9 protein-coding genes are annotated in these 12,504 nt (G+C 63.0%); 3 read left to right on the top strand and 6 right to left on the bottom strand.

All coding sequences use genetic code 11. The features are described from left to right. Positions 1 to 10 precede the first annotated feature (10 nt). The gene (locus tag AC0L24_RS26315; RefSeq protein WP_128289738.1) at positions 11 to 841 is read right to left on the bottom strand and encodes a phosphatase PAP2 family protein; all 831 of its coding nucleotides are present in this window, start codon (positions 839 to 841) and stop codon (positions 11 to 13) included. A 45-nt stretch (positions 842 to 886) separates the two neighbouring features. Further along, a complete protein-coding gene (locus AC0L24_RS26310) occupies positions 887 to 2,530 on the bottom strand; it encodes an ArnT family glycosyltransferase (protein ID WP_128289739.1) in 1,644 nt (547 codons plus the stop codon). Between the two features lie 343 nt (positions 2,531 to 2,873). Here AC0L24_RS26310 and tyrS point away from each other — a divergent pair, with 343 nt between their 5' ends. Beyond that, positions 2,874 to 4,127: a tyrosine--tRNA ligase gene (tyrS, locus tag AC0L24_RS26305; RefSeq protein WP_128289741.1), complete on the top strand. Its 1,254-nt coding sequence runs from the start codon at positions 2,874 to 2,876 to the stop codon at positions 4,125 to 4,127. A gap of 28 nt (positions 4,128 to 4,155) precedes the next feature. Here the strand turns inward: tyrS and AC0L24_RS26300 are convergent, their stop codons facing one another. Next, positions 4,156 to 4,515, bottom strand: coding sequence for a hypothetical protein (locus AC0L24_RS26300; RefSeq protein ID WP_128289742.1), 360 nt, complete (start codon positions 4,513 to 4,515; stop codon positions 4,156 to 4,158). A 134-nt stretch (positions 4,516 to 4,649) separates the two neighbouring features. After that, the gene (locus tag AC0L24_RS26295; RefSeq protein WP_473564327.1) at positions 4,650 to 8,030 is read right to left on the bottom strand and encodes a hypothetical protein; all 3,381 of its coding nucleotides are present in this window, start codon (positions 8,028 to 8,030) and stop codon (positions 4,650 to 4,652) included. 95 nt (positions 8,031 to 8,125) lie between these two features. Here AC0L24_RS26295 and AC0L24_RS26290 point away from each other — a divergent pair, with 95 nt between their 5' ends. Both AC0L24_RS26290 and AC0L24_RS26285 read left to right on the top strand, forming a co-directional pair. Beyond that, positions 8,126 to 8,593 (top strand): peroxiredoxin, encoded by a 468-nt coding sequence (locus AC0L24_RS26290; RefSeq protein WP_473564325.1) that lies wholly within the window; start codon positions 8,126 to 8,128, stop codon positions 8,591 to 8,593. 151 nt (positions 8,594 to 8,744) lie between these two features. Beyond that, complete coding sequence (locus AC0L24_RS26285; protein WP_473564324.1) at positions 8,745 to 10,049, top strand: M23 family metallopeptidase; 1,305 nt, start codon at positions 8,745 to 8,747, stop codon at positions 10,047 to 10,049. Positions 10,050 to 10,098: 49 nt separating this feature from the next. Here AC0L24_RS26285 and AC0L24_RS26280 read toward each other — a convergent pair whose 3' ends face one another. Next, positions 10,099 to 11,328 (bottom strand): M20 metallopeptidase family protein, encoded by a 1,230-nt coding sequence (locus AC0L24_RS26280; RefSeq protein ID WP_473564322.1) that lies wholly within the window; start codon positions 11,326 to 11,328, stop codon positions 10,099 to 10,101. Next, positions 11,315 to 12,493 carry a M24 family metallopeptidase gene (locus AC0L24_RS26275; protein ID WP_473564321.1) on the bottom strand — a complete coding sequence of 393 codons (1,179 nt, stop codon included), beginning with the start codon at positions 12,491 to 12,493 and terminating at the stop codon, positions 11,315 to 11,317. Before AC0L24_RS26275 ends, AC0L24_RS26280 begins: the two co-directional genes overlap by 14 nt. Positions 12,494 to 12,504 lie beyond the last annotated feature (11 nt).

Below are 12,504 nucleotides of genomic sequence, written 5' to 3'. Positions count from 1 at the left end.
CTTCGAATGCTCAGGCAGCCTTCCTTGTCGGTCCGATCAGCCGAAACGTTCTCTTGCGGACCGGCAGTCCCGACGGCATCGGCCGGAAAATGAAGCCGAGCCGGGCAAAGACCAGCCCGCAGGCGAGCGCGAAGCCGCAGCCAAGGCCGAAGCCGGCGACGGTGTCGCTGGGATAGTGCGCGCCAACGAAGATACGGGTCGAGGCGATACAAGCGGTGATCGCCAGGGCGATGTACCAGCGCCGCGGAAACAACAGCAAAGCGACCCCGAACACCGCGCCCATCGTCGTACCATGGCCGGACGGAAAGCCGGCGAAGCGCGCATCGAAAGCGAAGGGGTGCAGGGTCAGCACGCCAAAGTCCTCGTAATAGAGGGGGCGAGCCCGGCCAATGGCATATTTCAGCACATTGACGGCGATCCCCGACAGGCCGGTGGCGCACAGCACCAGAAAAGCCAGGCAGGTCCAGTTGTAGAGCAGCATCAGCGAGCGCCGGGAGAGGCTTCGCCAATCCGTCAGGTTCGCGGCGACAAGCAGAAGCACTGAGGGAATGAGATACCAGCCACCCAGGCCGAACTGGGTGAAAAAGTCGGCAGTCCGGGCAAATCCCGCCGACCACTTGCCGTGAAGCATTCCGGCCGGGGTGTCGAGACGAACAAACGCTGCCGCCGTCAGCAAAACCCAGACCAGCACCCAGACCGACCACAAAACGTTCGGGTATCTGGCCGGGCGGGTGGCAAGGCGGCTTTTGGCGATCTGCATCGTATCGCGAAAATTGTCGAGCGACCGGCGCCCTATCCCAAGGAGCAGGCTCGAAACGGGCGGGCGTGATTTCACCAGCATAGGAAATTCGATCCCATTGTCGCCGTCATGGGCATCGGCGAGCCGTCACTGGGTTACACGATAGAGGCCGAGCGACAGCTTGTCTCCCGACGAATAGTTGAGGCCGTCGACCTCGGCAACGCGGTTCGCCGACTTGCCTTGCGCCGCTAGCAACCCATTCAGTTTCTGCTCGTCGCCGACCTGCGCCAGAGCCAGCGCGCAGGCAGGATCGCCGAGCAGATGCTTGGCGACGCCATCGACATCGGTCAGGACGGTCTTGGTGCCGACCAGGAACACCAGGCTCGGCTCGTGATATTCCGCCGAAGCGAGCACCGTGGTGGCGCAAGGCCTGTTGGCCTGGAACGCCGCCTCGATCGCCGGGCTCAGCCAGATCGATTTCAGCGAAGGCGCGATGACGCCGAACAACAACCCATAGGTGATGCCCGCGCAGACGGCGATGGCGCCGATGCGCAAGAGCGGCACTTGCAGTTGTCGGGAAAAAGCGAAATATCCTGCTGCCAGCGCCGCCGCGGCGGCCGGGATGCTCCACCAGGAGAAGGCGCCGGTGAGATAGATCGGCGCTCCGACGCAGACCGCCGCCAGGCCAAGGCTGACCACGGCAAGACCGAATGCGGTCGACCACCACAACCAATCCTGCCAGCGCCTGAGCGGCGCATTCGCCTCCTGCGGCGGCAAGGTCAACAGCCAGCCGATCAGCAGCGCCATGCCGGGATAGGCCGGCAGGACATAGTGCGGCAGCTTGGTCGGGATCAGCTCGAACACCAGCCAGAACGGAATGTACCAGGCGAGGCAGAAACGCAGCCGGGGATCGTCGCGCAGACGGTTGAGGGCCTGCAGCCCGGCGCCGACCGCGATCAGACCGAACGGCCACATGAACAAGGAATAGGTCAGCATGTAGAAGCCCGGCGGCAGGCCGTGCGATTCCTCGCCCGAGGCGACCTTGGCCATCATGTCCTTGCCGACGGCATCGCTGAGGAAGGCGCCGCCGCTCTTCCAGGTGATGAGGGCGACCCAGGGCAGCACGATGAGCAGCACCAGGGCGACACCGCGCACAAGCTTCAGCTTCAGGAGCCAGCGCCAGTCGCGCTCGAAGGCAAACAGGGCGGCGACCGTCAGCACCGACAGGAGCGGAGCCACCGGCCCCTTGATAAGGATTCCAAGGCCTTGAGCGGCCCAGAAAATCCACGGCAGATGGGCGGCGACCGGTTCGTTGCGGCGCGATGCCAGATAGATCTGGGCGAGCGCGCCTTGCGCCGCCACGCAGCAGGCCAGCAGCATGGCGTCGGTCTTGGCGTCACGGCCCTCGAAGGCGGTGGCGAAGATAGCCGCCATTATCAGGCCGGCGGCGAGACCGGCATTGGCCCCGAACAGCTTGGTGCCTGTCCAGGCAATGCCGACTACGGCCAGGGCAATGCCGAGCATGGAGACTAGGCGGTAGACCCAGATCGGCGCCGCCGCCCCCTCGCCGCTCAGCGCCACGGCCGCCGATTGCAGCCAATAGATGCCGATCGGCTTCTTGTAGCGCGAGGCATCCTGAAAACGGATGTCGACATAGTCGGAGGTTTCGACCATCTGCTTGGTGGCCTGGACAAAACGGGATTCGTCCCGGTCGACGGGTGGAAGGCTCGCCAGTCCGCTGAACGTCATCAGCACGCTGAACAGAAAGAGAAAAAGATAGTTCCTGTTCATCGCGGAGCTTCCGGATCTGATCTGCGGGATGGCCCCGTCGCGGCGCCTCAGGCCCTGCCCTGCGCGGCGCCTCAATACGCCAGCCCAAACGACGAAGCAAGGATTCGCAATGCCATCCGCGCGGGCACCAAAACAGGAAACCACTTTTGCTGATCGCTGGACCTTTGTCTGGCGCACGATCAGTCGCAAAACCGGAAACCACTTTTGCTGATCGCTGGACCTTTGTCGACGCGCGATCAGGCGCAAAACCGGAAACCACTTTTGCTGATCGCGCTTGGATGCTAAACGCCCGCGTTCATGCACACCCGAGCCACGCTGGCCGGGCGCTTTCGGGAAAGAAAAAATGCCTGCCTTCAAATCGGATTTCCTGCGCACGATGAGCGAGCGCGGTTTCATCCACCAGACTTCGGATGATGCCGGTCTCGACAATATCTTCGCCAAGGAAACGGTGACGGCCTATATCGGCTTCGACGCCACCGCCAAAAGCCTGCACGCCGGCTCGCTGATCCAGATCATGATGCTGCACTGGCTGCAGCAGACCGGTCATCGGCCGATCGCGCTGATGGGCGGCGGCACCTCGATGATCGGCGACCCCTCTTTCAAGGACGAGGCGCGCAAGCTTTTGACCCCGCAGGACATCGAAGACAATCTAGCCGGCATCCGCCGCAACTTCACGCCCTACCTCAAATTCGGAAGCGGTCCGAACGACGCCATCATGGTCAACAACGCCGACTGGCTGATGGAGATCAACTACGTCAATTTCCTGCGCGATGTCGGCCGTCACTTTTCCGTCAACCGCATGCTGGCGTTCGATTCCGTCAAGCTGCGGCTCGATCGCGAGCAGTCGCTGTCGTTCCTCGAATTCAACTACATGATCCTGCAGGCCTATGATTTCGTCGAGCTCTACAAGCGTCTCGGCTGCCGCCTGCAGATGGGCGGCTCCGACCAGTGGGGCAACATCATCAACGGCATCGATCTCGGCCGCCGCATGGAGGACGCGCAACTCTATGCGCTGACCACGCCGCTGCTCACCACGTCGTCTGGCGCCAAGATGGGCAAGTCCGCCTCGGGCGCGGTCTGGCTCGATGCGGAGATGCTGAGCCCCTACGAATTCTGGCAGTATTGGCGCAACACCGAGGATGCCGACGTCGCGCGCTTCCTCAAGCTCTACACGACGCTGCCGCTGGACGAGGTGGCGCGGCTCGGGCGGCTCGGCGGATCCGAGATCAATGAGGCCAAGAAGATCCTCGCCACCGAGATCACCGCCCTGCTGCACGGCCGTGCAGCAGCCGAGCAAGCCGGCGATACGGCGCGCAAGACGTTCGAGGAAGGTGCGCTCGCGGAATCGCTGCCGACCGTCGAAGTCGACAAAACGGCGCTTGAAACCGGCGTCGGCATTCTGTCGCTGCTGGTCACCGCCGGACTGGCGGCATCGAACGGCGAAGCGCGGCGCCATGTGCAGGGCGGTGCCGTGCGCCTGAACGACGAGCCGGTGAGCGACGAGCGCCGCCTGGTGACCCCTCGGGATTTGAGTCCGGAAAACGTCGTAAAGCTTTCTCTGGGAAAGAAAAAACATATTCTGGTACGGCCGGTTTGAGCAGAACTCGATCCATGCCGGCCGCCTGCTAGGCGTACGGTTTGATTTTCCCACAAGAATCTATCCAGACGTAAAAAGGATCATTTTGGAAAGATTCTTTGCCCGTCGGGGTCAGGAAACGCAGCTTGAAATTCACGGTGACAATTTTTGCTGCATAGCCTGACACTACGGTCCACCAATCCGGCGGGAAGAGAGGCTCACGCGGTCCGTCAAAGCGACCAATGCGACAGCAGTTTGGGTTATTCTGCATAAAATCAGAAGCGTCTTTGTAGTTGACGATTGTGACATTGGAAAAATCGGTAGACTTGTCTGCATACCTCAGAAGAGACCTTCCTCTCTCCTGAGTAAGTTCGACAAGCTTTGGAATATCCGCAACGGCAGCCGCCAAGAGCTCCTCTTCCGACAGGAACCTGCGCTGCGCAAAGCAGAAATTGGACGCGTTGAGTGACCGCCGGCGATGACCAAGAGTGCGGCACCAGCACCCAATGCAATCAATTTCCTGGCGACCATGATCCGCGCCACTCACCGATACTCAAAAATCGACCTGAATATTCCGGGCGCGATCACCGACAGCGGATTGATGTCCAGCAGCGGCTTGTTGGCATTGCCTTTGAGCCGGTAGGTGACGCCGATCAGACCACGGTCGCGGCCATTGCCGAGCAGCGCGCCAACGATGGGCAATTCGCCGAAGATGCGGTTGAGGCCATAGACCGGCATGAATGTGCCGGTCATGTCCATGTTGTTGTTCTGGTCGTAGAGCGTGCCCTGGAACGTGGTGCCGATGCGCGGTCCACGCAGCACGCCATTGGCCAGTTTCAGATAGCCGCTGCCCTTGTCGATCTCGGCGTAGCCGCGTTCGAACTTCACCCGCGACGTGTCGAGCTTGCCCTTGACCGCCTGATTGAGGCTGCGGTTATCGCCGGCCGGCGTGGTCGAGACGATGGAGGCCAATTTCGGTTCGTTGACCACGAAAAAGTTGCTGGTGTCGACCTTGCCCCTCAGCGATCCGTCGCTCGGCCCCGCAAGCGCCAGGGTGATCGTTCCGCCTTCCATATGCTCGTAGATATTGAGGAATCTCAAGATGGCGCCGGCGTCCGCGGACTGCATGTTGAGCGAGCGCTGGCCGGCACCGGTGGTGTTGCTGATTGAAATGGCGGCGCCCGAACTTGCCGTGGCGCTGACCTTCAGCCCGTTCACTCGCGAACCGGCAGCACTGTAGTCGAGCTTCAAATTGGACAATTGCTCGTCATGGAAACCGGTCAGCTGATCGACATCGGCGCTGACGGAAATGGCATCGGAACCGGTGGTCTTGGTAGCCGTGTCGACGTCCGAGGTGAACTGCTTGATCAGCGAGCGGGCATCGAGCGCGTTGCCCGATATGTCGACCGCATAGCCCTTGCCGGACCGCTTCACCGACACGGCAACGTCGTCGCCCCTGTTCAAGGTGACCTTGCTGAACCGCGCCGACGACAAGGCGCCATTGACCAGCACGATGCTGCCGTCGACGGAGAACGACTTTCCGTCGAGATCGAAGTCGGACAGCGTCGTGGTGTCGCCGGACTTGGTCATGACGAAGGTGACATTGGCAGGAACCCCTGCCCCCTTGCTCCAGCCGGCCCAGGGAATTTCCAGCCTGGCGTTGGTCAGATCGGCCGAGACGTTCTGGTCGCCGCCGCCGTTCTTGTCGATTGCGACCTTCACCGTTCCGGCAAGCAGCGGCTTCAGGCCGGGCATGGCGGCGGCGCGGATCTTGTCGTCAAGCACCAGAGCCACTTTGCGGCTGCGCGCCGGCCCGTCATCCCTGAGCGGCTCGACCAGATCGAGTTCGGCCGGAATGCCGTTCAGCAATGCCTTGGCGGAGATCACCGCCTTCTCGGGATCGACCGTGATCGAACCGTCGGCATCCGTTACGATCTGGCCCTCGAAGGGCTTGGCCAATGACATGCCGCTGTAGTCGAGCGACACCAGCCAATCGAGCTTCGAGGAGTCGACACCGGACTGCAGCGGAATATCCGCCTTGACGTGGCCGGTGACGCTGCCCGACAGGTCTTCCGGCAGGATGCCGACATGGCGCATGGCGTTGATCGGCTCGTAGGATGCGAGTTCGGCGACGGCCGACGCTTCGCCGTCGACGTCGATATCGAGCGCGCCGACGACCGGCGGGCGGTTGGCCGCCTTGACCGTCAGCGTGCCGTTGCTGGCCGCCACGGTGCGGCCGCTGGGCATGTAGACGGTGCCCGAGGATAGCGAGATATCGACATCGTTGCCGTGGAAACCGACGACGCCGACCGCGTCGCGTATCGGCGGAATGCGGCCGGCGGTGTCGAAGCGCGATCCCTCGATCTGGAAGCGGCCGAACACCTCATCGGCCGAAAGCGGCACGCCGTTGCCCAGGCGGCCCGGCACCACCTGGAACTGAAGGTTGGCGTCGACGACACGGCCGCCGAACAGATTGGCCAGCACCCAGAGCCGGGCATTGCGCGCCGAAAACCACGGCCACAGCTGCTTGACGTGAGAGACCTGCATGTCGTGGATGTTGAACGCCAGATTGATCCCCGGCACTTTGCCGTCGACGAACGCCACGGCGGCGGTGCCAAGCATCTCGCCGGAGCCGGCGGACCGGAGCGCGATCTGCTCGGCGACCAATTTGTGGCTCACCGTGTTGTAGACGCCGGCAATCCGGGCCAGGAAGGTGAGCGCCGGCTCGGGCGACTCCGAAGGCGCAAGCGACGATCCGTCGCTGGTCAGGTCGTAGCGATAGGAGGGTTCTTCACCCACCGCTCCGCTTGCCGGCTTCGGCCCGATCGAACCGGCGAAATCAAATGTCGAGCGGCCGGTCTTCAGCAGCAATCTGTCGACCTGGATCTTGTTGCTGCCCGCAACCAGCGTCGCATTGATATCGACGTCCGCCGGCAGCAGTCCTCGCGTGCCGAGATCGAGGACAGAACCCGTCGACGACAAAGCGGCCGTCAGCCGCGATGCGTTCGCGCCGAACCCTTCCGATCCCGTCAGCTTCAGCGCGACGGTTCCCAGCTTGCCGGCAGCGGCCGCCATATCGCCGGTATCGGCCAGATCGACGCTCGCATCCAGTGCCGTGACGCGGTGCGCCGCGATATCGCGGGAGGCGGAAGCGGCAACGGTAGCCGTCCTGCCGTCGATGTCCGCCGTGGACGAGAACTGCATGCCGCCCGGGCCCGACTGCACGACGGTGGCGTCGGTGATCTTGACGAGCTTGATCGCTCCGGTTTCGGGCAGCACGAATTCGACATTGCGAAGGTCGATCCGGCGCAGCGAATCCTCCCGCACGGCATCGAGTGCGTGGTTGATGTTTCCGAACACCGCGGCGGACAGCTTCTCCGGATCGATGAGGCCGTCCGCATTGCGCAGGCCGGCGGTCCAGTCGCCGCCTGACGGCATCGCCGCCACGACGATGCGGGCATCCGAGATCCTGGCGCTGGTCAGCCGCACATCTCCCCACAGCAGCGGGAACAGACGCACGCCGAAGCGCACGCGGCCGGCATCGGCCATCGGCTTGCCGTCCGAAGTCTTCAAGCTGACGTCGCTGACCTGAAGCGCGATGAAACTCGAACCGTCGAGCGTGATGCGGGCAGGCCCGACCGCGACATTGACATCGACGCCCGCCAGTTTCTCGAGCGCCGTTTCCGCCTCGGTGCGAAGCCGGTCGGCTCCGATGCCGGAGGCGCCAACCAGATAAACGAGCACGGCGGCCAGCAGCACGAAAGCGACCAGACCGGCGAACAGTCGCGACAGGATGCGAAAACCGCGTCCGATCGAAGCCTGACCGAGCGGCGGCACACGGCAGGCGGACGGAAAGGTCCCCAGGTCGGTGATCTCATCACGCCTGAACCGGATCTTCTCGTGCTGCGGTCGCTCCTGATCCACGCAATTTTCCGTTGTACGAACTCGATCGTGGACGAATCCCCGTCCGACACTATATCGGTGTGGCTTCGCGCGTAACCTCAAACAAGGGCATCGGTATGGCTGACCTCGACGTAGGCGATCTCGCGCCGCAATTCGACCTGCCGCGGGACGGCGGCGGATCAGTCAGCCTTGCCGCATCGTCCGGCAAGCCCATCGTGCTGTATTTCTATCCGCAGGACGACACAACAAGCTGCACGCAGGAGGCGATCAGCTTCTCGCAGCTGAAGCCGGACTTCGAGAAGGCCGGCGCCGTGGTGATCGGCCTGTCGCGCGACCCCGTCAAGAAGCACGACAAGTTCAAGTCGAAATACAATCTCACCATCGACCTCGCCGCCGACGAGGAGCGCAAGGTGATCGAAGCCTACCATCTGTGGGTCGAGAAATCGATGTATGGCCGCAAGTATATGGGCGTCGAGCGCGCGACGTTCCTGATCGGCCGCGACGGGCGGATCGCCAGGATTTGGCGCAAGGTCCGCGTCAAGGGCCATGCGGAAGAGGTGCTCGAGGCCGTTCGGGCGCTTTGAGGTTTTGCCGGCGAGGTTGGCCCGGTTTCCCTTACAACCATACGCACGCCTGGCGGGGGTTCGCTGCGGGCAAGCCGGCGCTGCAAGCCTTTGTTAACCTTAATAATGTGTAGTCAAGCTGTCGTGGTGTCGTAAACGAAAGCTTGGTCCCGTGAACGCAACCGGTCAGTCCGCAGTCTTCGGCAGGCGTAAGGAGCCCCATACGGTCATCATCGCCCGGGGCAACGAGATCAGGCATTTCACGATCCGACCGTGGCTGGCGGCCTTTATCGGCTCGGCGCTCGCCGCCATTGCCGTCGGCTACCTCATGGCCACCTCCTATCTGGTGCTGCGCGACGATCTGATAGGCGCCACCACGGCGCGCCAGGCGCGCATGCAGCAAGCTTATGAAGATCGCATTTCGGCGCTTCGCGCCCAGGTCGACCGCATCACCAGCCGGCAGTTGCTCGACCAGCAGCTGATGGAAACCAAGGTCAGCGAACTGCTTGAACGGCAGAGCCAGTTGAGCCAGCGTCACGGCCGCCTTGGCCCGCTGCTCGAACGCGCCGAGAGCGAAGTCGGCGCAGCGCCGGCCGAAGATCCGGCAGCGGTTGCGAAGCCGGACAAACGCGCCGAAGTGACCGGCAGCATCAAGGAGCCCGCGCGGAACTATGCGGTCGCCAGCCTGAGCGCCGATCCCGGCGCCGGCGACACAAGGCCGTTCTCGCTGTGGTCGACCCGCTCCGATCCGCTGCCCAACGATTCAGCCGCCGATCGTGCCGACAAGCTCTTCGTCTCGATCAACCAGTCACTGAGATCCATCGAGAGCGACCAGTTGACCCGCATCAGCACGCTTGCCGACAATGCCTACAAGAGCGCCGATGCCATTACCCAGGCGCTCGAGGCGGCCGGACTGCCCGTCGACAGCGATTTCGGCAAGGGCGACAGCGATGTCGGCGGACCGCTGATCCCGCTCGACAGCTCCATGATGTTCGACAGCAAGGTCAAGGAGTTGGACGAAGCGCTTGACGCCCTCGACCATCTCAAGAAGGAAGCGCGCCAGCTGCCGCTGACCAACCCCGCACCGGGCCACTCCGTCACCAGCCCGTTCGGCGTGCGCACCGACCCGATCCTCGGCACCGCGGCACTGCATTCCGGCATGGATTTCAGGGTCCCGATCGGCATGGCCGCCAAGGTCACCGCACCCGGCACCGTCACCAAGGCCGGCTGGAACGGCGGCTATGGCCGCATGGTGGAAGTCGACCACGGCAATGGCTTTGCGACACGCTACGGGCATCTCAGCGAGATCGACGTCACCGTCGGCGAGAAACTGGACGCCGGCGCCGTCATCGGCAAGACCGGCAGCAGCGGCCGCTCGACCGGCCCGCATCTGCACTACGAAGTGCGCCACAATGGCGAAGCGATCGATCCCTTGCGCTTCCTCACGGTCGGCAAGAAGGTCGCCCAATATCTGTAAGAGATGCTGGGCTCCTGCCCCATGCGCCGATGACCATCATGATGGCTGACTAAGGCGCTTCCATCGACAGAAACGCCGTCACTGCCGTAACCAGGGTGGCCGCGCCGACCTTCAACGCAGCCTCGTCGACACGAAACCGGGCGTGATGGAGCGGAAAGACCGATCCGATCTCCTCGTTGCGGATTCCCAGCCGAAAATAGACCGAAGGACGTTTCTCGCTGTAGTAGCCAAAGTCGTCCGCGATCGTCCATCCGGGCGTGCTGAGGACGTTGTCGGCACCGATGCAGGCCTTGGCGCTGGCGGCAATCAGCTCAGTCATCTCGACATCGTTGACGACACCAGGTTCGCCCTTGTGGATGTCGACCTCGACACGCGCGCCGTGGCTCGTCCCTATTCCCTCGGCTATCGTACGGACGCGGCGCCAGGCCCGCTCGCGGGTTGCATTGCTGCCGCTGCGGATGGTGCCTTTCAACGTGACCTTGCCGGCGGTGACATTATAGGCGTTGCCGCCATTGATGGCCGTCACGGAAATCACCAGCGGGTCGTACGGGTCGATCTCGCGCGAAACGATCTTCTGCAATTCGCTCACCAGGGAGCAGGCCACGGCCAACGCATCGACACCTTCATGCGGTTTTGCCGCGTGCGCGGCCGAGCCGATGACGACCACATCGAACGTGTCACAGGCCAGAGTGTATGGACCGGAGCCGACGGCGATCTTGCCGGACGGCGTGTAGGGATCGACATGGACGCAGATCGCGGCGTCGATGTCGTCCAGAAGCCCCTCTTCCACCACCCGCCTGCCGCCCGACGGTTCGTCTTCCTCGGCCGGCTGGAAGATCAGGCGAACGGTGCCGCCAAAACTGTCCCGCGACCGGTGAAGATGCGCGGCCACTGCGAAAGCCATCGATGCATGGGCGTCGTGACCGCAGGCATGCATCACGCCTGGATTCGTCGATGCATAATCGACGCCGGACTCCTCCTCGATCGGCAAGGCATCGATGTCGGCGCGAATGGCGATCTTTCGATTTGACGGCTTGCCGGTGCCGACAATATCGACGGCAAGGCCAAAGCCGGCAACGTCGCGAATGTCGGCAATTCCCTGATCCACGAGCATCTGCCTGAGATAGCGCTGCGTGCCGGCCTCCTGGTTCGAAAGCTCGGGATTGCGGTGCAGATGGCGGCGGACCTCGATCATCCGATCGAGAATTCCGGCGTCGATATCGGTCGTCACGGTTTTCGCAACACCATCCGCCGTGGCCGAACCCTCAGGATTTGACATGGATCTCTCGCGGGAACTTCGTCAGGGTCTCATGGCCGGTTTCGGTAACCAGGATGGTCTCGCTGATCTCGATGCCCCAGCCGTCCATCCACATGCCGAGGATGGAATGAACGACGTTGCCCGGTTCAAGCACGGTCTTGTCGCCCGGCCTGAGGCTGATCGTGTGCTCGCCCCAGTCCGGCGGATAGGCGACCCCGATGGAGTAGCCGATGCGCGATTCCTTCTTCAGTCCGTAGCGCTGGATGACCTTGCGCCAGGCGGCTTCGACGGCTTCGGCAGTCGTTCCTGGCCGGACCGCGTCGAGCACCGCATCCATGCCCTCGATCACCGCTTTTGCCGTGTCCGAAACATTTGTCGGCGTTTTGCCAAGCTGCATGGTCCTGGCGAGGCCGGCGGCATAGCGGCGGCAGACGCCGGCAAGTTCCAGCGCGATCGTCTCGTTGTCTCCGAACCGCCTGTCGCTCCACATAATGTGCGGCGCCGAGGCATTCTCGCCACCGAGGATTGTCGGGGGAAGAGCGGTGATGTCGCCGGCAAAATCCGGGCTGCCTGCGATCTGCGCCGCCTGGATGGCGGCGATGGCATCGCACTCGCGAACACCCGGTGCGATCACCTCGAAGGCCCGCGTGACGGCCGCTTCGGCCAAGATGGACGCCTTGCGCAAATACGCGATCTCGGGCGCCGATTTGACCGCGCGGATCCAGTTCACCAGCAGGTCGGCATCGTGCCATTTCGCATTGGGCAGTCCCGCGACAAGCCGGGCATGCCCTTTCGGAGAGAAATAGTAGGCTTCGAGTTCGATGCCGATATGTCTGCTACCCCAGCCCTTCGAGACGATCCAGTTCGCGATCCAGTCCATGGGATGGCGATCGACGCGCTGAACATGATCTTCCGGAAAGCCAACCACGTTTTCCGGTTTCATCCAGGCGGTCAGAAGACCGCCGGCCGCATCCATGGCGCGCCCGATCCAGACCGGCTCGACCTCCTCGATTGGAACCAGCACCACCTGCGGCGTGTAGAACGACCAGCCATCATAGCCGGTGATGTAATGCTGGTTGGCAACGTCGTTGACGACAAGGAGCTCGAGACCGCGCTTCGCCATCTCGGTGCGGATCTTGCGAAGCCGCTGTTGGTACTCGTCGCGGGCAAACGGCAATTCGATCATCTTTGCTCCAT

The sequence above is a fragment of the Mesorhizobium sp. WSM4809 genome, assembly GCF_055811655.1.
The sequence above is the reverse complement of the archived record's forward strand: the minus strand, read 5'-3'. Positions and strand labels throughout refer to the sequence as shown.

Coding starts and splice junctions, on each gene's coding strand:
- AC0L24_RS26310 (WP_128289739.1), bottom strand. CDS start 2,530: ATGAACAGGAACTATCTTTTTCTCTTTCTGTTCAGCGTGCTGATGACG.
- tyrS (WP_128289741.1), top strand. CDS start 2,874: ATGCCTGCCTTCAAATCGGATTTCCTGCGCACGATGAGCGAGCGCGGT.
- AC0L24_RS26275 (WP_473564321.1), bottom strand. CDS start 12,493: ATGATCGAATTGCCGTTTGCCCGCGACGAGTACCAACAGCGGCTTCGC.
- AC0L24_RS26315 (WP_128289738.1), bottom strand. CDS start 841: ATGCTGGTGAAATCACGCCCGCCCGTTTCGAGCCTGCTCCTTGGGATA.
- AC0L24_RS26290 (WP_473564325.1), top strand. CDS start 8,126: ATGGCTGACCTCGACGTAGGCGATCTCGCGCCGCAATTCGACCTGCCG.
- AC0L24_RS26280 (WP_473564322.1), bottom strand. CDS start 11,328: ATGTCAAATCCTGAGGGTTCGGCCACGGCGGATGGTGTTGCGAAAACC.